Genomic DNA, 21,598 nt, shown 5'->3' on the forward strand with positions numbered 1-21,598 from the left:
CCATGCGCTATATCTCGACCCGTGGCACGGCCCCTGTGCTGAGCTTTGAACAGGCAATGCTGACAGGTCTGGCGCGGGATGGCGGGCTGTATCTGCCCGAAGACATCCCGACGCTGACACAGGCCCAGATCGCGGCCATGGCGGGCAAATCCTATGAAGAGGTCGCTTTCGACGTGATGCGCCCCTTTATCGGCGACACTTTCACCGACGCGCAATTCCGCGATCTGATCGCGCGTGCCTATGCCGGTTTCGGCCATGCGGCCCGCGCGCCTTTGGTGCAGGTGGACAGTAATCACTATCTGCTGGAACTGTTCCACGGACCTACCTTGGCGTTCAAGGATTTCGCCATGCAGCTGATCGGCCAGATGTTTCAGGCCGCTTTGTCCCGTTCGGGCGACCGCGTGACCATCGTCGGGGCCACATCGGGCGATACTGGGTCCGCTGCAATCGAGGCATTCCGAGGGCTGAAGGCGGTCGATGTCTTCATCCTCTATCCGCATGGCCGCGTCTCCGAGGTCCAGCGCCGCCAGATGACCACACCGGTCGAGGCGAATGTCCATGCGCTGGCCGTGACCGGCGATTTTGACGATTGTCAGGCGCTGGTCAAAGACATGTTCAACGATTTCGCCTTTCGTGATGATGTGCGGCTGGCGGGGGTCAATTCGATCAATTGGGGCCGGGTGCTGGCGCAGGTGGTCTATTACTTCACCGCCGCCGTCAGCCTTGGCGCGCCGCACCGGCCCGTCAGTTTCACCGTGCCCACGGGCAATTTCGGCGATATCTTCGCAGGCTTCATCGCCAAACAGATGGGCCTGCCGATTGCTGATCTGGTGGTTGCGACCAACCGCAATGATATTCTGCACCGGACCTTGCAGACGGGCGCATATACCAAGGAAGGGGTCACCCCCACGATCAGCCCGTCGATGGATATTCAGGTCAGTTCCAATTTCGAACGCGCGCTGTTCTATGCTTACGGGCAAGACGGGGCCGCGGTCGCCAGCCAGATGGAAGACCTCAAATCCGGCGGGTTCAAAATCTCGCAAGGCGCCTATGACATGCTGACCGCGACCTTCAAATCCGGACGCGCGTCAGAGCAAGAGACCAGCGCGACGATTGCCGCCTATCTTGCGCAGCATGGCGAGCTCTTGTGCCCGCATACGGCCGTCGGTGCGCATGTGGCGCAGGCGCATCTGGGCAGCATCCCTATGGTGACGCTGGCCACCGCCCATCCCGCCAAATTCCCCGATGCGGTCAAGGCGGCCTCGGGCATCTCTGCCCCGCTGCCTGCGCGCATGGCGGACTTGTACGACCGCCCCGAAAGGGTCACACCAGTCGCAGCAGATTTGGCGGCGCTGCAAGCCGTCATCAAGGAACGGATCATAACTTGAGCATCCAGCAACACACCCTGTCCAACGGATTGCGCATCGTCACCGAACAGATGCCCGGTCTGAAATCCACCAGCATCGGCATCTGGGTGCTGGCGGGCGGGCGGCACGAACGGATCGAACAGAACGGCATCGCGCATTTTCTGGAACATATGGCGTTCAAAGGCACCAAGACCCGCAGTGCGCTGCAGATCGCCGAACAGATCGAGGATGTGGGCGGCTATATCAACGCCTATACCAGCCGCGAAATGACAGCCTATTACGCCCGCGTGCTGGAAGACGACGTGGCCCTTGGCCTTGATATCATCGCCGATATCCTGCTGAACCCGTTGTTCGAGGACAGCGAGATCGAGGTCGAACGCGGTGTGATCTTGCAGGAAATCGGCCAGACGCTCGACACGCCCGACGACATCATCTTTGACTGGTTGCAGGAAGAAGCCTATCCCGACCAACCCCTTGGCCGGTCGATCCTGGGCGAGGCCGCGCGCGTCAGCACCTTTGCCAAAGGCGATCTGGACCGCTTTGTCGGTGAACATTACGGACCGAACCAGATGATCCTCGCCGCTGCCGGTGCCATCGATCACGATGCCATCGTGCGGCAGGCCGAGGCGCTTTTTGGCCATCTGCCCCGCGTCGAACGTGCGGCGGGCCTGTTGCAGCCTGCCAAATTCATCGGCGGCGAACGGCGCGCGACCAAGGCGCTGGAACAGGTGCATTTCGCGCTGGCGCTGGAAGGGCCGACCTACCGCGACCCTGCGATTTACACTGCGCAGATCTACGCAACCGCCCTTGGTGGCGGCATGTCCTCGCGTCTGTTTCAGGAAATCCGCGAAAACCGCGGGCTGTGCTATACGATCTTTGCGCAGGCCGGCGCCTATGAAGACACGGGCATGACCACGATCTATGCTGGCACCAGCGCCGAACAGATCGCCGAACTGGCGAATATCACGATTGACGAGATGAAACGCGCCGCCGACGACATGTCCGCCGCCGAGGTCGCCCGCGCCCGCGCCCAGATGAAGGCCGGGCTGCTGATGGGCCTCGAAAGCCCGTCAAACCGCGCTGAACGGTTGGCGCGGCTCTTGTCGATCTGGGACCGGATACCGGGGATCGAGGAAACCATCGCCCATATCGACGATGTGACCACCGGCGATGTCAAAGCCTTCGCCGCGCAGATGGCGGGGCAGGCAGGCGCGGCCATGGCGCTTTACGGCCCCGCCGATCAGGCCCCGACGCTGGCGGCGCTGAAAGCACGGCTTGCCGCGTAATGCTCGGGATCAAGCGCAAGGTCCGGATCGAAACCGAACGGCTGACCCTGCGCGCGCCCATGCATACCGACTTTCGCCCCTGGGCGGCCTTGCGGCAGACCAGCGCCGAATTTCTGGTGCCCTGGGAGCCAAGCTGGGCCGCTGATCATCTGTCGCGCAAGGGGTTCACCAACCGCGTCTATTGGGCGCAAAGATCGATTGCCCAAGGCTCGGCCTTGCCCCTGTTCCTGATCCGCCGGTCCGATGATGCGCTTTTAGGGGCAATTACATTGGACCATATCAAACGTGGCCCGGCGCAATCGGGGATCACCGGCTATTGGATCGGTGCACCTTACGCGCGCCAAGGCTATATGCGCGAGGCTGTGCAGGCGGTCGTGCATCACGCCTTCACCGTGCTGGACCTCAGCCGGATCGAGGCGGGCTGTCTGCCCGAAAACACCCCGTCACGGCGGCTGCTGGAACAATGCGGCTATAAATACGAAGGTGTCGCGCAAAGCTATCTGCAGATCAACGGGCGCTGGCGCAACCATGTGCTATACGCGAACCTGCGCCATGACCGGCGCGGCAAGACGGATGTGGGCTAATGCTGAACGGGGTGACACCGGAGTTTGAGAACCGCTTGCGTGGGCTTGTCGATGCTGCCGCCTTTCGGGCCGACACTGCCCCCTATTTCACCGAACCGCGCGGGCGCTGGCAGGGGCAGGGGCTGGTCGTGGCCCCCGCCGATACCATAGCTGTCGCCGCCGTGGTCACGGCCTGCGCGCAGGCACGCGTGGCGATCGTGCCCTATAGCGGCGGGACCGGGTTGGTCGGCGGGCAGATCATGGAGGATGGCCCGGCCCCGGTGGTCTTGTCGCTGGAACGGCTGACCAAGATCCGCGCGGTCTATCCTTCCGAAAACGTGCTGGTCTGCGAGGCGGGCGTGATCCTCGCCCATGTGCAACAGGCGGCCGAGGATGTGGATAGGCTGTTCCCGCTCTCGCTGGCCTCCGAAGGATCGGCGCGGATCGGCGGGTTGCTGGCGACCAATGCGGGCGGGGTGAACGTGCTGCGCTACGGCAATGCGCGCGCGCTCTGCCTGGGGCTAGAGGTCGTGCGCCCGGACGGGACGATCTGGCACGGGCTGACGCGGCTGCGCAAGGATAACACCGGCTATGACCTGCGCAACCTGATGATCGGGGCCGAAGGGACGCTGGGCATCATCACCGCCGCCGCGCTGCGGCTGGTGCCGCGCCCTGTGCAGATCGGCGCGGCGCTGCTGGCGGTGCCATCGCCGCAGGCCGCATTGGACCTGCTGGCCATGGCGGGCGCGCAGATCGGCGACGGTCTGTCGGCTTTCGAATTGATGCACCGGCAAGGGCTCGATTTCCTGGCCGAGGTCGGGCCAGAGGTTCGGCAACCGTTCGAGACGATCCCCGCATGGAGCGTGCTGATCGACCTTGGCCTGCCCGCCAGTGGCGATCCTGATGCCGCACTGGAGCGGCTGTTTGCGGATGCGTTCGATGCAGGGCTGGTCAGTGACGGCGTCATCGCGCGTTCGGCCGCGCAGCGCCAGGCGCTGTGGGATATCCGCGAAAACATCCCCGAGGCAAACCGCCGGATCGGCTCGATCGCCTCGCATGACATCGCCCTGCCGCTGAGCGCTGTGCCTGATTTCATCGCTCAGGCAGAGGTCGCGCTGCGGGCCTTGGGCGATATGCGCATCAATTGCTTTGGCCATCTGGGCGATGGCAACCTGCATTACAATATCTTCCCCGCCAAGGACCGCGCGCGTGGCGCGGATGATGCATTGCGCCCTGCCGTGCAGAAAATGATCCATGATCTGGTGGCCGCGCTGGACGGATCCGTCAGCGCCGAACATGGGATCGGGCGCGCCAAGGTCGGCGATCTGCAGCTTTATGGCGATCCGGCAAAGCTTGCGATGCTGCGTGCGATCAAGGATGCGCTTGACCCGCAAGGGATCATGAACCCCGGCGTGATCCTGCCACAGCGATAGGGGCGGTGGGGCCGCGCCTCCGGCGGGAGTATTTTTGGAAAAAAGAAGTCGCAAGAGGCGCACCCGACCCCGCCGCCCGCTACAGGCTGACCTTTCTGGGGTCCGGGATCGGGCGACTTCTCATTTCACGGTCATCGGCTCTCCAGCCTGTACCGTGGCACGGATTTACCCGATCTTCCTTAACAACTTCTTTTTTCCCCAAATACTCCCCGCGCGGAGCGCATCAAAGTCCTTCGAAGGCGCAAAGGCTATGCACCTGCATCCCCAGTTTTTCCAGCCTTGCGGCCCCACCCAATGCGGGCAGGTCGATGATGAAGGCACAGCCCATCACCTGCGCGCCCAGCCGTTCGACCAGCCGGATGCCCGCCTCGGCGGTGCCGCCCGTCGCCAGCAGATCATCGACCAGCAGGACCTTGTCGCCCGGTTGCAGCGCGTCGTCATGCAATTCCATCACCGCCTCGCCATATTCGAGCTGATAGGCCTGTTCGATGGTTTTGCCGGGCAATTTGCCTTTCTTGCGGATCGGCACAAAACCGACCGATAGCTGATGCGCGATGGCACCGCCAAGTATGAAACCACGCGCTTCCAGCCCCACGACCTTGTCGATGGGCGTGCCGGCATAGGGGTGCAACAGCTGGTCGATCGCCATGCGAAAGCCGCGCGCATCGCTGAAAAGCGTGGTCACATCGCGGAACATGATCCCTTCATGTGGGAAATCGGGGATGGTGCGGATATAGTCGCGGATCGTTTTCATCTTGTTTCTTTCGCAAGGACACGGGCGGTGATCGCCTCAAGCTGCGCCATCAGCGCGGGATCACGTTTGTCGGGGGCGGTCATGATCGCATGATCCAGCGCGCGGTCGCAGCCATGCGGGCAGGGGGCGCGGTCACCCCCCAGCAGGGCAGGCAGCTTTGCGATCAGGTCGCGGGCCTTGGTCCCGTTGCCTTGCAGGGTGGCGATGATCGCGGTGATATCGACTGCCCCGTGATCGGGGTGCCAGCTGTCGTAATCGGTGATCATCGCGACCGAGGCATAGCAGATTTCCGCCTCGCGGGCGAGTTTTGCTTCGGGCATATTGGTCATGCCGATCACGTCGCAGCCCCAGCTACGGTAGAGCCTGCTTTCCGCCAGTGACGAAAACTGCGGCCCTTCCATGGCCAGATAAGTGCCGCCGCGATGCAGGGTGATCCCCGTAGCCTCGGCCGCCGTCGCGCAGGCCGCTGACAGGCGCGGGCAGGTCGGATGCGCAAGGCTGACATGGGCCACGCAGCCTGTTCCGAAGAAGGATTTTTCGCGCGCGAAGGTCCGGTCGATGAACTGGTCCACGATCACGAAATCACCCGGCGCCATCTCTTCGCGGAACGACCCGCAGGCGCTGATGCTGATGATATCGGTTACCCCCAGCCGTTTCAGCGCGTCGATATTGGCGCGGTAAGGCACGGTGGTGGGCGCATGCAGATGGCCGCGCCCGTGGCGGGGCAGAAAGACCATCTTGACCCCGTCCAGCCGCCCTGTCAGCAGCGCATCCGAGGGCGCGCCCCAAGGGCTGTCGACATTGACCCATGACGGGTCCTGCAGGCCATCCATCTCATAGAGGCCAGACCCGCCGATGATCCCCAGAACGGTTTGTGTCATGTTTTCTGGTCCGGACGGGTCAGGCTGAACACCTCGCGCACCACCGTGTAATCGCGATAGCCGAGCCGCGCCAGCGGCTGGAATGTCGTCACGTCGAAGATCCCGTCCACCAGGCAATTGTCGCGGATATGCACGCCTGTCACCTCGCCGAAGACGGCGAAATTGGCCGCACCGGGCAGGGTGACGATCTGGGTAAGCTTGCATTCCAGCGTGGCAGGCGCGCCGGCCACCCGCGCGCAGGCAATCGTTTCGCATGTGGCCTTGGTGATGCCTGCGAGCGCGAATTCATCTGTCGCGCGGTCCCATGGGCCGGATGTCTGGTTCATCACGTCGCGCATCGTATATTCCACGATATTGACCGCGAATACCCCTGTTTCGCGGATATTGGCGACGCTGTCCTTGGTGCCGTCGCGGTCGGGTTTTGCGCTGGTCGAGGCGAACATCACCTGTGGCGGTTCATAGGCAACCGCGTTGAAAAACGAATAGGGCGCAAGGTTGTCCTGCCCATCCGCCCCGCGTGTGGCGATCCAGCCAATCGGGCGCGGGCTGACGATGGCGTTGAACGGGTTATGCGGCAGATTATGGCCGTCTTTGGGGGCGTAAAACATTGCACGAGACCTTTTCCTGCGATCAGCCAAGGGGTAGCGTGACGCGACAGGCTTGGCCAGATGAAAGACGCATGCAAACACCCTCGATCACATTGGCCCATGAGACCCCTGCCGATCACTGGGAGGTCGAGGCGCTCTATGACTTGTGCTTTTCGCCGGGCCGCACGGCGCTGTCATCTTACCGTCTGCGCGAGGATGTCGCGCCCATTGCCGATCTGTGCTGGACCGCGCGTGACCCCGACGGCGTGCTGTCGGGGGTGATCCGCTGCTGGCCCTGTTATGTGGGCGATGTGCCGGTCGTTCTGCTGGGCCCGGTGGCGGTGCATCCGACGCGGCAGGGCGAGGGCATTGCGGGCCTGCTGATCTACCGCGTCACACAGGTCGCGCGCAAAGCGGGCTGGTCGCGCATCTTGCTGGTGGGTGATCTGCCCTATTACAGCCGCTTTGGGTTTCATCCATTATCGGCTGTGGTCATGCCGCCGCCGACCAACCCCGCGCGGGTGCTGGGGCTGGCGCTGACACAAGACGCATGGGCGGGCATCCACGGGCCTGTGCGCAAGGCGGATGATTGCATTTCGCCGCGCTAACCCCATCTAAACCTGATGACAGACAAGATCATTGGCCATGACGCGCTTTTGCTGCCGGTGCCTGCGCCGCTGGATGATCATGCGCGCGCGCGGGTTGCCGCATTGGCCTTGCGTCAGCGCCGGGCCAATGGCGTCTTGATGAAAGCGGTCAATTTTCTGGGTGGTCAGGTCGAAGACGGGCTGAAGGTCTTGCCCAAGCCCCTGCGCGATCAATTGAACGAGGTCACCCGCAGCGCCCTGCGCCGCAGCTATGATATCGCCGCGCGGTCGCGGGGCGGGATCGGCCAAAGCTTTGGGTCGGATCAGACCCACCGGATCATCGGCACATTGTCCGGCGCGATTGGCGGCTTTGGCGGCTTGCCCACGGCGCTGGCAGAATTGCCTGTCGCGACCACGCTGATCTTTCGCGCCGTGCTGCATGTCGCCGCCGAATATGGTGAAGACCCCGCATCCGAGGAAACCCGCATGGAATGTCTTGCGGTCTTTGGCTCTGGTGGGCCGGGCAGCGCGGATGACGGCGTCGATACCGCCTTTATCGGCGCGCGGCTTAGCCTGTCGGGGGCGGCGGTCAATGCCATGATCAGCCGTGTCGCGCCGAAATTCGCCGCTGTGCTGTCACAGAAACTGGCATCCCAGACCGTGCCTGTGCTGGGGGCTGTCGCGGGGGCGGGGACCAATTACGCCTTTGTCGATTACTACGTTGCGCTGGCGCATGTGCATTTCGGGCTGCGCCAGCTGGTGCGCGACCATGGCGATGTGGCGGTGCTGGATGAATTCCACCGCCAGCTGGCCGCGCAGCGCCTGCCTCAGACCTGATAGACCAGCCAGTCGGATACGGCGCGCCGCACCGATTGGTCGCCATTTGTGATGGCGGCATCCATCACGGCCCTGACCTCGTTCAGATCAATCCGGCGCAACAGATGTTTGACCGGCCCAACAGAGGCGGGGCGCATCGACAGCGTGCGCAGGCCAAGGGCTGCGAAACACAAGGCCTCGACCGGGCGGCCCGCATCCTCGCCACAAAAGGACAAAGGCGTGCCCGCCGCGTCGCAGCGTTTGATCACATGTTCCAGAAAGGCCAGAAAGCTGACGTCGAGCGTATCATAGCGCCGCCGGACCAATTCATTCTCGCGGTCGGCGGCGAAAAAGAATTGTTTAAGATCATTGCCGCCGATGCTGATGAAATCGGCCTCTTCAAAGAACACATCGGGCGCAAAGGCCAGCGAGGGGGTTTCCAGCATCGCGCCGACCTCGATCTCGGAGGGGATCGGGTGACCCAGCTTGATTTCGCGGTCGATGGCCTTGTCCATCTCGGCCTTGGCTGTGCGGAATTCGGCCAGCTGGGTGATGAACGGAAACATCACCGTCAAGGGCCGCCCCGCCGCCCCGCGCAACAAGGCCTGCAATTGCATCCGCAGCACGCCCGGTTTGTCCAGCCCCACGCGAATAGCCCGCCAGCCCATCGCGGGGTTGGGTTCATCATTGGCCTTCATATAGGGCAGCACCTTGTCTGACCCGATATCGAGCGTGCGAAACGCCACCCGCCGCCCGCCTGCCGCATTCAGCACGCGGTCATAAAGCGCGGATAATTCGCCCCGCTGCGGCATCTGGTTGCGGATCAGGAATTGCAATTCGGTGCGAAACAGCCCCACACCTTCGGCGCCTGACCCCGCCAGCGATGGCAAATCCGCGATCAGCCCCGCGTTCATTTGCAGCGACATGCGCGTGCCGCATTTCGTTTCCGCCGGGAGGTCGCGGATCGAGGCATAGCGTTCCTGCGCGCGGGCCTGCATCTCGATCTTGTCGCGGAACGCGGCCTGCACGGTATCGTCGGGGCGCAGATGCGCGATGCCCTGATCGCCGTCCACAAGGATGATATCGCCATTCAGCGCCTCGCGCGTGACACCTTTGGCATTGATTACCAGCGGGATCGCCCAAGCGCGGGCAACGATGGTGGCATGCGACCCGACGCTGCCTTCTTCCAGGACGATGCCGCGCAGTTTCTTGCCATATTCCAGCAATTCACCCGGCCCGATATTGCGCGCGACAAGGATCGGATCGTCGGGCATATCGCTGCGGTCTTCGCCTTGGCCGGTCAGGATACGCAGCAGGCGGTTGGACAGATCATCCAGATCATGCAGCCTTTCGCGCAAGTAAGGATCGGGCGAGCGGGACAGCCGCGCGCGTGCCAGCGATTGTTCCTTTTCAACGGCGGCTTCGGCGGATAGCCCGCTTTGCACATCGTCCTGCATCCGGCGCATCCAGCTGCTGGAATTGGCGAACATGCGGTACGCTTCAAGCACCTGCACCTGTTCGGGATCGACCGACCGCGCGCCGACCATCATGTTATCGACCGATTTGCGCAGGGTTTCGACCGCGTCATTCAGGCGGGTCTTTTCCTTTTCGGGATCGTCAGAGATCGGGTTGGTCACCACAACACGCGGTTCATGCAGATAGACACGGCCGGCGCTGGTGCCTTCCTGCGCGATTGAGCCGCGCAACAGCACCGGTTTCTGGTGCAGCGCCGACAGGGCCGCGCCTTCACCGACGAAAGCGCCCAATTCTGTCATCTCGGCAATGACCATGGCGACGATTTCAAGGGCGTAAACCTCGTCGGGGGTCATGATCCGTTCGGTCTTGGTCTGCACGACCAGCACGCCCAGCACATCTCCCAGCCGCTGGATCGGCACGCCGCAGAAGGATGAATAGCGTTCCTCGCCCGTTTCGGGCATGTAGCGGAACCCCTTTTCGGCGGGGGCATTGGCGGTATTGACGATATTGCCGGTCTTGGCGGTGCGCCCGACCAGACCTTCGCCAAGGCGCATCCGGGTCTGGTGGACCGACTCTTGTTCCAGACCTTGGGTAGCGCAAAGTTCCAGCGTTTCGGCGTCGCGGAACAGGTAGATCGAACAGACCTCGGCCTGCATCGACGAGGCGATCAGGTCCACCACACGGTTCAGCCGTGCCTGACCTTCGCTATCGCTGGCCAGCGCCTCGCGCAGGCGGCCCAGCAATTTGCGGCTTTCGCTTTCCAACCGTTCCGGCATGGGTCCCCCGATAGCAGCGGACCGATCCGTCAGGATCAGCCAGCCTTGTCCAATTCGAACGCATCATGCAGGGCCTGCACGGCAAGTTCCATGTATTTCCTGTCGATCAGCACAGAAATCTTGATCTCGGAAGTTGTAATCACCTTGATGTTGATTCCTTCAGCAGAAAGCACCTTGAACATCTTGGCGGCGACACCTGTGTGGCTGCGCATCCCGATGCCGACGACGCTGACCTTGGCCACGCCTTCATCGGCGACCAGATCGTGAAAATTGATCGCGCCTGATGTCTTGGCATCCTGCATCGCCTTTTCGGCGCGCAGAACCTGATCCTTGGGGCAGGAAAAGGTCATATCGGTGCGCCCTTCCTCGGAGATATTCTGCACGATCATATCGACATTGACCCCCGCATCCGACAGCGGGCCAAAGATCGCGGCGGCGATACCGGGGCGGTCGGCGACCGAGATCAGCGTCATTTTCGCCTCGTCGCGGGAATAGGCGACACCGGCCACAACATTGGATTCCATGATTTCCTCCTCATCGCAGACCAGCGTTCCGGCGCTGTCCGATGGTTCCTCGAATGATGACAGCACCCGCAGGCGCACCTTGTAGCGCATCGCCAGTTCAACGGACCGCGTTTGCAGCACCTTGGCCCCCAGCGAGGCGAGTTCCAGCATTTCCTCGAAAGCGATTTTATCGAGCTTGCGCGCCTTGGATGTGATCCGCGGATCGGTGGTATAGACCCCGTCCACATCGGTATAGATATCGCAACGTTCGGCACCGAAAGCGGCGGCAAAGGCGACAGCCGTCGTATCCGACCCGCCGCGCCCCAGCGTGGTAATCCGGCCTGCCGCGCTGACACCCTGAAAGCCCGCGACAACGGCAACCTTCATGCCTTCGCCGAATTTGGCGGTGATATTGGTGGTCGGGATTTCCTCGATCCGGGCGGATGCATGGGCATCGGTGGTCAGGACCGGCACCTGCCAGCCTTGCCAGCTGCGCGCGGGAATATCCATTTCCTGCAAGCGCAAGGCCATCAGCCCGGCGGTGACGTTTTCGCCCGAAGAAACGATCGCATCATATTCACGCGCATCATAAAGCGGCGATGTCTCTGACACCCAGCCCACCAGCTCATTGGTCTTGCCGGACATGGCCGAGACGATGACGATGACATCATAGCCATTGGCGACCTCGACGGCGACGCGTTTGGCCGCGCGCGCGATCCGGTCCAGATTGGCCACGGAGGTGCCACCAAATTTCATCACAAGCGTCGGCATGGGTCATCCTTGAAAACAAGCGGCATAGATCCGCGCCCGTTTACTGCTGCGCTGCGCAAAGCGCAAATGCTTAGTAAGGATGCGCGCGCCCGTCCCATGTCTCAAAACAGCCGGTGGTCGCAGGGCTTAGCGCGGCAAAGCGCGCCATCAGGCCCGCCGCACTTTCCGCCACGCTGATCTCGGCGGATGATCCGCCCATATCGGTGCGCACCCAGCCCGGATGATAGATGCCAACGCTGATCCCTTCGGGCGCCAGATCAGTCGCCAGATTGCGGCCAAGGTTCAGCGCGGCGGCCTTGCTTGCACGGTAGATATAGCTGCCGCCCGGCGCGCGGGTATGGGACGCCATCTGCGAGGATATGATCGCGATCTTGCCCGCCTTGGCACGGCGCAGATGCGGCAGAAACGCCTGCACGGTCAAAAACACGCCGGTGACATTGGTGGCAAACCCATCCGCCCACATCTGCGCAGGATAGCCCTGATCCAGCGGTTGATCCTTGTCGGCATAGACGCCCGCATTGCACACCAGAAGGTCAATCGCCTGATCGCCGATGCTTGCAGCCAAGGCCGCAACCGCCGCAGGATCGGTCACATCCAGCTTGTGCAACCCGGCACCTGTGCTGCGCTGGGTGCCCGTGACATGGGCGCCAGCACTGGCATAATTGTCGGCCAAAGCCTTGCCGATACCCCGGTTGGCCCCGGTGATCAGAACATGCATCAATGCGCTTTCTTTGCTGGAATGAAGGGTAAGGGCATAACCGGGATACCATCCTCGGCCAGCTTGCGCGCCTCGGTCAGATTGGCCTCGCCATAGATCGGGCGGTCCGGCGTCAGCCCGTCATGCATGGCGCGGGCTTCTTTGGCAAAAGCGGTGCCGACATAATCGGCGCTGCTTTCGATCTTTTTGCGCAGGGCGGCCACCTGGTTTTCGACCGGTGCCGGTGTCGTGGCGATCGCCGGCGCCATCACCGATTTCGTCACAACGCGCGATCCGCAGGCGGTGCAGGTCACCATCTTGGCGGCCACCAGCTTGTCAAAGGCGTCACCCGATTGAAACCAGCTTTCAAACTGGTGGTTCTGGTCGCATCGAAGGTGGAATCGGATCATCTTGGCCCGCCGGGAAAGGTTTTCTCACAATTAGGCTTTTCGCCCCTCCTTGCAAGTCAGCGCAGCAAGGCCGGGTCAAAGGTTGCCACGATCCGTTTCAGCGCGGGTTCTTCCAGCTTCTTGGCGGCCTTTTTGGGGCTGAACCATTTGCGCTTGCGCTGGCGCTTTTCGGGCCAGTCGCTCAGGACATCGGTGACATGCACCGGATAGACCATCGCGACGATCGGCGCGTTCACATTGCCCAACGGCTTGATATAGCTGTAAATCCCAAGGCAGACATCCAGCACCTCGCCGCGCAGCCCCGCCTCTTCATAGGCCTCCATCGCGGCGGCGGCGGCAGGGGTCTGTTTGTGCATCGGCCAGCCCTTGGGCAAGATCCAGCGGCCGCGCGTGCGGCTTGTGACCAGACATATCTCGACCTTGTCATCCACGATCCGCCAGCACAGGGCAGCGAATTGCGCGCGAATATCCGTCTTGCGCCCGGTCGCGAATTTCAATGGGATCTGTTGCGCAGGTAAATTGGTCATGGTTCCGATCTGAATCCGGGTTACATCCCGGTGATGAATGACGTTATGACCGCCCTGTCAGCACGAACAAGCCCCCTGCCGCAATTTATCGGCGCCGAAATCTATCGGGGCTCGACCTACGGGGCCTGGCATCCGCTGCGGGTGCCGCGGGTCTCGACGGTGATGGATCTCAGCCGGGCGCTGGGCTGGCTGCCAGCGGCGCAATTCATCACCAGCCCGCGGGCCAAGGTTGCGGCTCTGACGGGGTTTCACACCCCAGCCTATCTGGCCGCCCTGCAAGCCGCAGAGACCGCCCAAAGCGTCAGTCAGGCGGTGCGCGCGCGCCATGCGCTGGGCACGCCGTCCAATCCGGTCTTTCCCGAAATGTTCCGCCGGCCGGCCACGGCGGCGGGCGGGTCGCTGCTGGCGGGCGAATTGCTCAAATATGGCGGCATCATCTATTCGCCTGCAGGCGGCACGCATCACGGGCTGCCGGACCGGGCCAATGGCTTTTGCTATCTCAACGACCCGGTGCTGGCGATCCAGTCGCTGCGGCGCAACGGGGCGCAGCGGGTGGCCTATGTCGATATCGACGCGCATCACCCTGACGGTGTCGAACAGGCCTTCGCGCAGGATCCCGACACGCTGCTGATCTCGACGCATGAAATCAACCGCTGGCCGCGCAGCGGGGCGATCACCGATCAGGGGGCGGGGCAGGTGTTCAACCTGCCGGTGCCGGCAGGGCTGCATGACGACGACATGGCGCTGATCCTGCAGGCGCTGATCCTGCCTGCGGTCACCGGCTTCCGGCCCGATGCCATCGTGCTGCAATGCGGGGCCGATGCCGTCACCGAGGACCCGCAATCACGGCTCTGCCTGTCGAACAACGCGCATTGGGCGGTGGTGGCGGCCCTGCGCGACATCGCGCCGCGCTATCTGGTGCTGGGCGGGGGCGGCTATAACCCCTGGTCGGTCGGGCGGCTCTGGACCGGGGTCTGGGCGGTGCTGAACAAACGCGCGATCCCCGATCATCTGCCAGACCCTGCGGCAGATGTGCTGCGCGCGCTGCGCTGGGACGGCGCGCCCAAACGATTGCAGCCACAAGACCACTGGATGACCACTTTGCGCGACGCCCCCCGCCACGGCAAGGTCCATGACGCGGTGCGCGTTGGCGTGGCCCAACTCAAACCCCGCATCTTCCGAGCCTAAATATCCCCGCCGGAGGCCTCAACTGCGCCGCAAGGCGCAGGCAGATCAGCCAAGGCCTGCGGCAAGGCGGCAAGTGTCCGGTCCACAGCACCAGCATGATCGGCATAGAAAGCCGCGATCTGGTCGTCAGTCACAATCCTGGGTGCTTGGACTGCGTCCAGCAACTCTGCCTCGGTCTGCACATGATGACAGACGCCTGCCGCAATCGCCTCTTGCGCGGGATAGGCGATGGTCCAGATATGCGGGCCGACAATGACGGGTTTGCGCAGGGCCAGCGGTTCGATGATATTATGCGCGCCCTTGGTGACAAAACCGCCGCCGACGATAGCACGGTCGCAAAGCGCCAGATAGAAATACATCTCGCCCATGCTGTCGCCCAGCAACAGATCGATCTGCGGCAGGTCACGCGCCCCCAGGGCCGCATCCAGCAGCTCTGACCGCCGGGCAAAGCGCAGTCCGGCCTCGCGCAGCATCGCGGCGACCTCATCAAAACGTTCCGGCGCGCGCGGCACATAGATAAAAAACGCCCCCGGCACCTGGCGGATCATGGCAAGATAGGTGGCATCCTCGCCCTCGACGACGCTTGTCAGGGCAAAGGCCGGACGGTCGCCGATCAACCTGTCGCGCAGCCGTGCCGCGGCCTGCAGCTGCGCCTGCGGGATCGGCTGGTCAAAGCGCATCTCGCCGGTGATATGGATATTGCGCAGGCCGGCGGCGGCAAAGCGTTCCGCCTGCAAGGCCGATTTCACGAACCCGCCCGCAAAGCCGCCCGTCAGCGCCGCGCGCAGCCCCCAGCCCGCCATATCCTTGTCGAAACTTTTCTGCGGATATTGCGCGTTGCACATGAACAAAGGCACCCCGCGCGCGCGACAGGCCATGATCATGCGGGGCCAGATCTCGATCTCCATCACCAGCCCGTATTTCGGCGCAAAGCGGCGCAGAAAGGCCGCATAGGCCAGCCCCATGTCGAACGGCACCCAAGCGACCTGCACTTGGCCTGCGGCAATCTCGGCGGCGAATTCACGCATCGCCTCGCGCCGTCCGGCGGGGGTGAAATGGGTGGTCAGCACGCATTCGCCCTGCGCCAGCAGCGCGCGGATCAAGGGCGTGGCAGAGCGCATTTCGCCCAAGGATACCGCATGGACCCAGATCGGATTGCGCAGCACAGGCCGCCCCAGGCCAAAGCGTTCGGCCAGATGAGTGGCGTAAAGCGGGTCCTTGCGGGCGCGCAGCCGCAAATAAACCATCACGACAGGCAGCAAGACCACCCAGGCCAGCGCGTAAGCCAGCAGCGCGATCCGCAGGCGTAGGGGCGGGAAACGCGCGGTCATGGCGCTTTTACCAAGGCCAGCAGGGCGTGGGCCAGTTGATCGGTGGCGCGGCCTGCATCCTGCACATTCTGCTTTGCCTTGGCCGCCTGCATCGCCAGATCACCCCGCAACGCGCTGGCGATATTATCTGCGCCAGATACCGCGACAGCCCCGCCAGCCCCATCAAGCGCTGCGAAATCCGCTTTGAAATTGCCAGTTCTCGGCCCGTGCAGGACCGCGCAACCCAGTTGGCCGGCCTCCCAGGGGTTATGGCCTTCGGTCGCGTCAAATGTGCCGCCGATCAGCACCGCGCGGGCGCAGCGGTAGACCAGCCCCAGATCGCCCAAAGTATCGCAAAGCCAGACCGGATCGCCCTTGCCGGGCAGCGCGGCTTGCGATTTGCACGGCGGCGGGGCAGGGCAGGCGGCGCTGATCGCATCGCGCCTGTCGGGATGGCGGGGCGCGATGATCAGCAACGCATCCCGGACCTGCGCGCGCAGCGCCAGATGCGCGGCCAGTGCCGCAGCCTCATCCGCAGGATGGGACGGTGCCACCGCCCAGACGAACCGCGACCCGATGGCGGCCTGCAAATCGCGCAAGGCGCCGGCGTCACATTCCAGCGGCGGTGCGGCGGGTTTCAGCGACCCCGTGACCTGCGCTCTGGCCCCCAGTGCTGCCAGATGACTGGCGCTGTCGGCATCCTGCGCTGTCACCAGCGCCATGCGCGCATAAAGATCGCGGTAAAGCCCCGCCGCGCGTGTATGGCGCGCCAAAGAGCCGGCATTCATCCGCGCCGCGACCATTGCCTGCGCAATCCCGCGCTTGTCCGCTTCATAGACCAGCCCCGGCCAGAGATCCTGTTCGGCCCAGATGCACAGGTCAGGCTGGAAATGATCCAGAAACCGCCGCCGATAGGCCGGGGCATCCAGCGGCAGGAATTGATGGATCGTGCGCGGCGGCATCTGGGCCGCAAAGACCCGCGCCGATGCGGCGGTGGTCGAGGTGACAAGGAAATGCAGATCAGGTGCCGCATCCGCCATCCGCGCGATCAGACCGCGCAGCGACAGGATCTCGCCCAATCCCACGGCATTGATCCAGACCAAGCGCCCGTGGGCGCGCGGGGCCAGCCCGCGCCCTTGCTTTTCCATCCAACGCGTCGCGTGTTCCTTGCCGCGCTTGCGCCTGCGGGCCAGCACCGGCCCTGCCACCAGCGGGATCAGGTGGCTGGCCGCAAGATAGGCGCGCAGGGCCAGCCCGGTCTTAGGCATCATGGTCATGAAAGGTCTTTTGCAGCGATCCGGTCCAGAAACCGGGGTCCGCCAGCACCGCTGCAAACCGGCCCGCCGCCGAGCCGCCGCCAAAAGCATCGTGACGCGGATAGGACTTGCCCCATTGTGCCGTCAGGAAGGCGGCAATCGCCGCGCGATCGCCCGCATCTGCAAAGAAAACCGAGGGCGATTTCGCGCGGTTGGTCTGGCGGGTGCCGATATCCAGCGATGGCAGCCCCAGAAACGGGGCCTCGCGTACGCCTGCGGATGAATTGCCGACCATGACGGATGCGTTTTTCATCAATTCGCTGAAATGGGCGAAGCGCATGGAGGGCAGCACGCGGAAGCGGTCCTTGGGCAGGGTGTCGATCTCGGCAAAGATCGCCGCCGATCCGGGGTCATTATTGGGGGCGATCACGACGAAATTGCGCCCCGAGGCCACCAATGCGGCGAATAGCGCGCTGGCCTGCGCGCCCATGCTGGCGGCCTCTGACGTGACCGGATGGAACACGCAGATCCCGTAGCTGTCGAAGGGCAGGGCATAGCGGTCCTTGACCTGCGCGATTGTGACACCGGACGGGCCTGCGTGAAAATCCAACTCGGGCGAGCCGATGGCATGGATGTGGCTTGCCTGTTCGCCCAGCGACATCACCCGCCGCGCGGCATCCTGTGATGACACGAAATGATGGCTTGCCAGCTTGGAATTGCAGTGGCGGTAGATCTCGTCGATGGTGCCGCTGACCTCGCCGCCCTCGACATGGGCGCAGCGGATGTAATTGGTGGCGCAGACCAGCGCGGTCGCCAGCGCCTCGACCCGGTCGCCATGGATCACCACCAGATCGGGGCGGTGTTCGTGGATGAAATCGGAAAACCCGATCACCGTCTTGGCCAGGATCATATCCTGCGGATCGCCGGGCCGCTGGTTGAGGAATTCATGCACCGTGACACCCGCCATCCGGTGGACCTCGAGCTTGGTCAGCCCGTAGCTTTGCAGCATATGCATGCCGGTGACGAAAAACGCCACGGTAAAGCCGGCATCACGCGCGGCCACGGCCAGCGGTTCCAGCTTGCCGAAATCGGCACGGGTGCCTGTCACGAAAAGGATAGAGCGGGACATGAAGGTTCCGTCGCAAGGATGTTTGGCGGCCAAGACGCGGCCCTGCGCGACAGGTTATCGCCGCTGATGCGGAAAGGAAACCGGCATTGGCATCCGATCCAAGGGCCGCGACGCCGCTGCGGCGATTGCGACAGATTGATCGGACCGGCCGCGTTATCCGCTTGACGGCAAGTCCCGTGATCCTTAGGGAAACAGCCCATGAGGCGAGTGGGCAGGTAGGTTATGCAGCGGATTGCAAATCCGTGTAGACCGGTTCGATTCCGGTACTCGCCTCCAATAAAATCAATGACTTAGCCGGTTTTTTCTTCGCAAAATAGCGATACACACTTGATACACACTATACACACCAGAGCCTGCGTGCGTTTACGGTGTTGAACAGAGTGTTTTGGGTGCTGCCTGAATCGGTGCTTTCGGAGTCGTTTCTTGTGATGTGGTGCCCTGCTGAACACCGCAAAGGCTACAAAATTCTGCCCCCTCCGTAATATGCGCAGTTTTCCTTAGCCCGTATGCGCTGTATGCTGTTGATATGTCACAGGATGTCCAAACCATCCGCATCAGCGAATATGTGCGCTTGGACAAGCGACAACGCAGCGCCAAATGGCAAGCCCGCGTGAAGCTCGCAGACGGCAGCTGGCATCGGTTTTCTACAAAGACTGAGGATGTTGAGCGTGCCACAGATTTGGCGATGAAGTTCTTCTACACCGCTGAAGATCGCGCCAAGAACAACCTGCCGCAAAGCACCCGTAAGTTTAAGCGTGTGGCTGAGTTTGCGCGGGATCGCATGCAGGAAGAGCTGGATGCAGGCGGCGGACACATCGTGTTCAAAGATTACATCACCGCCATCGACAAATACCTCGTGCCCTATTTTGGAGGCTATGACGTATCCAGCATTGATGCCAAGGCACTGGTGGATTTTGGCAAGTGGCGCACAGAGAAGCTGGGACGCAAAGCACATCACAGCACGATCAACACGCACAACACTGCCTTGAACAGGGTGTTGGATGAAGCAGAGCAGCGTGGCTGGATCACGCATGCGATAAGACCCAAGCCCATAAACGATGGCATCAAGACCAAAAGCCGGGGCAGCTTTACCCGTGAAGAATACCGCATGATCTATGAAGAGCTGCGGGGCTACCACAAACTCACAGACAAACCCATCACGGCTGGCACACGGGAAGTTCTGCGCAACTATGTGCTGATCCTTGCCAACACTGGCATGCGGCACGGCACAGAAGCCCTAGATCTCAAGTGGAAGAACCTGCTTTGGCTGCAAGAGGAGGATCAGACCTATCTGGGACTGTTCGTAGACGGCAAGACAGGTCAGCGGCCTTTGGTTGCACGAGATCGCGCGATAAGGCCTTTTGAACGTCAGATTGAAATCAACCCTAAACTGATGGGCATGACGCTGAATGAAGTGATCGACGCCAAACTGGATGAGTATGTGTTTGTCACACGTTTGGGTCAGCGGGTGGCGCGGGCGAACCTATCGCGCAATTTCGAGAAGCTCCTAGAAAAGCTTGGGCTTACATACGGCGCAGATGGGAAGAAGCGAACGCTCTACAGCTGGCGTCACTTCTATGCGACACTGGACCTACAGCGCGGGCTTAGCACCCATGCACTCAGCAGGCAAATGGGCAACAGCACGGGCGTGCTCGACCGGTTTTACAGCAAGCTATCGCCCTTTATGAACCCAGGGCTGCACTCGGGGCGCGATTTGCGCAACGAGCAGCTTGAGCTGAAAAACACAGTGGCTGTGACTGAGCCAGTGCAACAGTCTGTAGCGCAGGTTGAGGCACAACAGGCCCCTGCTCTTTCTGCAGCCTCCAAAGCGTTTGATTTGTTCGAAGCTGGCAAGTTGAGCGAAAGCGCCCTGCTGATTGCCCTCGGTGTATCACGTGCTGGGTATGATCCGAGCGAGGAGCTGCGTTTGCGAGCGTTGACTGCGTTTGAAGCGGAGAAGTTAAGCGAAGACGGATTAACGCGGGTGTTGGGCGGCTAGTGGCCTAAAACGACAATCAAAGCAGCTCTACCGCTGCACTCAGCTGTTCTGCATTCACATCAATGTACCGCTGTGTCGTCGAAATGTGGCTGTGCCCTGCCAGAGCTGCCAGCAAGCGCACGCCTACGCCCTTGTTGGCCAGTCTAGTAATATATGTGCGTCTGCCCGAATGGCTTGATGCATCCTTGAGCCCCACAGCCTTGTAGATGTCGAGGAACAGCTGGCACATGGTGTTGGCCGAGAAATGCCCGCCCTTTTGGCTCTCAAACAGTGCTTTGTTGGGATCGCTCAAGTTCAAGCCAGCAGCATATTCCGCCAATGCCCTGCGCAAACGCTGGTTAAGATACACAGTACGTGTTTTGCCGCCCTTGCTTTGTGCTGCTGACAGGATGAACTGCTCACGCACGTTGCGCTCTTCATCGAACACATTCCCCCGCGTCAGCCCTGCCAGCTCCTTGGCCCGCAGCCCGGCGTAGAAACTGAACAGGATGATTGTTTCGTCACGAGCTGGATGACGACGACTGCGGCAGTACTGTATAACCCGGCGCAGTTGGGCTTCGTTTAGTGTTTGTGCTTGGCGCATGGTGCGATCCCCAAAAACCTAATCATTTGCTATAAATGACTGTAAAGTCTGAGGTTCCGGTTGGTCGACCAAAATCATGCCGCTCACGATCCCTATATTTTTCAATGACTTAGGCGAAAATCTCACACAATGCTGCTTCTATGAGATTTTCAGCTGTGTAGTGCAGTGCAGGTTAAACTGCGCGGTTATTGCAGCGTTGGCGGTCACTCCAGCAAAAAGCGTTGTCAAAAGATAGATGAATGCCGCAGCTTTTTAAAAGACACCCCCGCCACAAAATATATTGGAACCAAAATTTCATAACATGAGTTGAATGCTTTGGATGGCAGGTATATCAGCCCCCCAATAACGCAAACAAGGGATGCCAAATGTTTAAAGAAAATCTGGACAGCATGTCAGTTAATGAACTTAAGCACCTGCATAAAGACATCATCAAAACAATTTCCACTTTCGAAGACCGTCAAAAAGCTGAAGCCCGCGCGAAGGTTGAAGCGCTGGCAAAAGAGTTGGGCTTTTCGCTTTCTGAACTGATGAGCAGTGATAAAAAAGCAAGCCGCACTGCTGTTGCCCCAAAATATCAGCACCCTGAGAACCCGACCCTCACGTGGTCTGGCCGAGGACGCAAACCACTCTGGTTCATTGAAGCCCTTGCATCAGGCAAGACGCCCAAAGACTTAGCCATCGCCCAAGCAGCCAACTAAA

Annotated in this window: 21 protein-coding genes and 1 tRNA gene; 10 read left to right on the plus strand and 12 right to left on the minus strand. The window is 61.8% G+C overall.

The features are described 5' to 3' along the window. The first annotated feature begins 2 nt into the window (after window positions 1–2). From thrC to LOKVESSMR4R_RS03450, 4 genes are read left to right on the plus strand one after another with little or no spacing between them, the layout of a single operon-like run. Entirely contained in the window at window positions 3–1,388 is a 1,386-nt protein-coding gene (thrC, locus tag LOKVESSMR4R_RS03435; RefSeq protein ID WP_087206316.1) for a threonine synthase, read from the plus strand. Beyond that, window positions 1,385–2,653 carry a M16 family metallopeptidase gene (locus tag LOKVESSMR4R_RS03440; protein WP_087206317.1) on the plus strand — a complete coding sequence of 423 codons (1,269 nt, stop codon included), beginning with the start codon at window positions 1,385–1,387 and terminating at the stop codon, window positions 2,651–2,653. The genes thrC and LOKVESSMR4R_RS03440 overlap by 4 nt, the downstream gene beginning before the upstream one ends. Next, entirely contained in the window at window positions 2,653–3,237 is a 585-nt protein-coding gene (locus tag LOKVESSMR4R_RS03445; RefSeq protein WP_087206318.1) for a GNAT family N-acetyltransferase, read from the plus strand. The genes LOKVESSMR4R_RS03440 and LOKVESSMR4R_RS03445 overlap by 1 nt, the downstream gene beginning before the upstream one ends. Beyond that, window positions 3,237–4,649, plus strand: a complete 1,413-nt coding sequence (locus LOKVESSMR4R_RS03450) for an FAD-binding oxidoreductase (RefSeq protein ID WP_087206319.1) — start codon at window positions 3,237–3,239, stop codon at window positions 4,647–4,649. Before LOKVESSMR4R_RS03445 ends, LOKVESSMR4R_RS03450 begins: the two co-directional genes overlap by 1 nt. 223 nt (window positions 4,650–4,872) lie before the next feature. Here LOKVESSMR4R_RS03450 and LOKVESSMR4R_RS03455 read toward each other — a convergent pair whose 3' ends face one another. From LOKVESSMR4R_RS03455 to LOKVESSMR4R_RS03465, 3 genes are read right to left on the minus strand one after another with little or no spacing between them, the layout of a single operon-like run. Beyond that, window positions 4,873–5,403 carry an adenine phosphoribosyltransferase gene (locus tag LOKVESSMR4R_RS03455; protein ID WP_087206320.1) on the minus strand — a complete coding sequence of 177 codons (531 nt, stop codon included), beginning with the start codon at window positions 5,401–5,403 and terminating at the stop codon, window positions 4,873–4,875. After that, window positions 5,400–6,284: an S-methyl-5'-thioadenosine phosphorylase gene (locus LOKVESSMR4R_RS03460; RefSeq protein WP_087206321.1), complete on the minus strand. Its 885-nt coding sequence runs from the start codon at window positions 6,282–6,284 to the stop codon at window positions 5,400–5,402. The genes LOKVESSMR4R_RS03455 and LOKVESSMR4R_RS03460 overlap by 4 nt, the downstream gene beginning before the upstream one ends. Continuing rightward, window positions 6,281–6,892, minus strand: a complete 612-nt coding sequence (locus LOKVESSMR4R_RS03465) for a flavin reductase family protein (protein ID WP_087206322.1) — start codon at window positions 6,890–6,892, stop codon at window positions 6,281–6,283. Before LOKVESSMR4R_RS03465 ends, LOKVESSMR4R_RS03460 begins: the two co-directional genes overlap by 4 nt. Window positions 6,893–6,963: 71 nt before the next feature. Between LOKVESSMR4R_RS03465 and LOKVESSMR4R_RS03470 the strand changes: the two genes are divergently transcribed. Both LOKVESSMR4R_RS03470 and LOKVESSMR4R_RS03475 read left to right on the plus strand, forming a co-directional pair. Next, complete coding sequence (locus LOKVESSMR4R_RS03470; RefSeq protein ID WP_087206323.1) at window positions 6,964–7,479, plus strand: GNAT family N-acetyltransferase; 516 nt, start codon at window positions 6,964–6,966, stop codon at window positions 7,477–7,479. Between the two features lie 15 nt (window positions 7,480–7,494). Next, on the plus strand, window positions 7,495–8,295 hold the full coding sequence (locus LOKVESSMR4R_RS03475; RefSeq protein WP_087206324.1) for an EcsC family protein: 801 nt from the start codon (window positions 7,495–7,497) through the stop codon (window positions 8,293–8,295). Here LOKVESSMR4R_RS03475 and ptsP read toward each other — a convergent pair. The 5 genes from ptsP to LOKVESSMR4R_RS03500 all read right to left on the minus strand — a co-directional run bounded on the left by ptsP (window position 8,286) and on the right by LOKVESSMR4R_RS03500 (window position 13,434). Further along, window positions 8,286–10,526, minus strand: a complete 2,241-nt coding sequence (gene ptsP, locus LOKVESSMR4R_RS03480; RefSeq protein ID WP_087206325.1) for a phosphoenolpyruvate--protein phosphotransferase — start codon at window positions 10,524–10,526, stop codon at window positions 8,286–8,288. The two genes, LOKVESSMR4R_RS03475 and ptsP, sit on opposite strands and share 10 nt — an antisense overlap. Window positions 10,527–10,561: 35 nt before the next feature. Then, window positions 10,562–11,800: an aspartate kinase gene (locus LOKVESSMR4R_RS03485; protein ID WP_087206326.1), complete on the minus strand. Its 1,239-nt coding sequence runs from the start codon at window positions 11,798–11,800 to the stop codon at window positions 10,562–10,564. Between the two features lie 70 nt (window positions 11,801–11,870). Next, window positions 11,871–12,518, minus strand: a complete 648-nt coding sequence (locus LOKVESSMR4R_RS03490) for an SDR family NAD(P)-dependent oxidoreductase (protein WP_087206327.1) — start codon at window positions 12,516–12,518, stop codon at window positions 11,871–11,873. Continuing rightward, a complete protein-coding gene (locus LOKVESSMR4R_RS03495) occupies window positions 12,518–12,907 on the minus strand; it encodes a DUF1178 family protein (protein WP_087206328.1) in 390 nt (129 codons plus the stop codon). Before LOKVESSMR4R_RS03495 ends, LOKVESSMR4R_RS03490 begins: the two co-directional genes overlap by 1 nt. A 56-nt stretch (window positions 12,908–12,963) precedes the next feature. Next, window positions 12,964–13,434 (minus strand): NUDIX hydrolase, encoded by a 471-nt coding sequence (locus tag LOKVESSMR4R_RS03500; protein WP_087206329.1) that lies wholly within the window; start codon window positions 13,432–13,434, stop codon window positions 12,964–12,966. A gap of 33 nt (window positions 13,435–13,467) precedes the next feature. Between LOKVESSMR4R_RS03500 and LOKVESSMR4R_RS03505 the strand changes: the two genes are divergently transcribed. Further along, complete coding sequence (locus tag LOKVESSMR4R_RS03505; protein ID WP_087206330.1) at window positions 13,468–14,622, plus strand: acetoin utilization protein AcuC; 1,155 nt, start codon at window positions 13,468–13,470, stop codon at window positions 14,620–14,622. On the opposite strand, the gene LOKVESSMR4R_RS03510 is transcribed toward LOKVESSMR4R_RS03505, so the two are convergent. From LOKVESSMR4R_RS03510 to neuC, 3 genes are read right to left on the minus strand one after another with little or no spacing between them, the layout of a single operon-like run. Beyond that, on the minus strand, window positions 14,619–15,953 hold the full coding sequence (locus tag LOKVESSMR4R_RS03510; protein WP_087206331.1) for a 3-deoxy-D-manno-octulosonic acid transferase: 1,335 nt from the start codon (window positions 15,951–15,953) through the stop codon (window positions 14,619–14,621). The genes LOKVESSMR4R_RS03505 and LOKVESSMR4R_RS03510 overlap by 4 nt on opposite strands. Continuing rightward, window positions 15,950–17,209: a 3-deoxy-D-manno-octulosonic acid transferase gene (locus LOKVESSMR4R_RS03515; RefSeq protein WP_087206332.1), complete on the minus strand. Its 1,260-nt coding sequence runs from the start codon at window positions 17,207–17,209 to the stop codon at window positions 15,950–15,952. Before LOKVESSMR4R_RS03515 ends, LOKVESSMR4R_RS03510 begins: the two co-directional genes overlap by 4 nt. Next, complete coding sequence (gene neuC, locus LOKVESSMR4R_RS03520) at window positions 17,193–18,317, minus strand: UDP-N-acetylglucosamine 2-epimerase (RefSeq protein ID WP_087212524.1); 1,125 nt, start codon at window positions 18,315–18,317, stop codon at window positions 17,193–17,195. Before neuC ends, LOKVESSMR4R_RS03515 begins: the two co-directional genes overlap by 17 nt. Before the next feature lie 202 nt (window positions 18,318–18,519). Here neuC and LOKVESSMR4R_RS03525 point away from each other — a divergent pair. Further along, window positions 18,520–18,593, plus strand: a tRNA-Cys gene (locus LOKVESSMR4R_RS03525). Window positions 18,594–18,843: 250 nt separating this feature from the next. Then, window positions 18,844–20,316 (plus strand): tyrosine-type recombinase/integrase, encoded by a 1,473-nt coding sequence (locus LOKVESSMR4R_RS03530; RefSeq protein ID WP_087206333.1) that lies wholly within the window; start codon window positions 18,844–18,846, stop codon window positions 20,314–20,316. A gap of 16 nt (window positions 20,317–20,332) precedes the next feature. On the opposite strand, the gene LOKVESSMR4R_RS03535 is transcribed toward LOKVESSMR4R_RS03530, so the two are convergent. Beyond that, complete coding sequence (locus tag LOKVESSMR4R_RS03535; RefSeq protein WP_087206334.1) at window positions 20,333–20,899, minus strand: tyrosine-type recombinase/integrase; 567 nt, start codon at window positions 20,897–20,899, stop codon at window positions 20,333–20,335. A gap of 365 nt (window positions 20,900–21,264) precedes the next feature. On the opposite strand from LOKVESSMR4R_RS03535, the gene LOKVESSMR4R_RS03540 reads away from it, so the two are divergent. Continuing rightward, window positions 21,265–21,597, plus strand: coding sequence for an H-NS family nucleoid-associated regulatory protein (locus tag LOKVESSMR4R_RS03540; RefSeq protein WP_087206335.1), 333 nt, complete (start codon window positions 21,265–21,267; stop codon window positions 21,595–21,597). Window position 21,598 lies beyond the last annotated feature (1 nt).

The sequence above is a fragment of the Yoonia vestfoldensis genome (genome assembly GCF_002158905.1).
GTDB lineage: Bacteria > Pseudomonadota > Alphaproteobacteria > Rhodobacterales > Rhodobacteraceae > Yoonia > Yoonia vestfoldensis_B.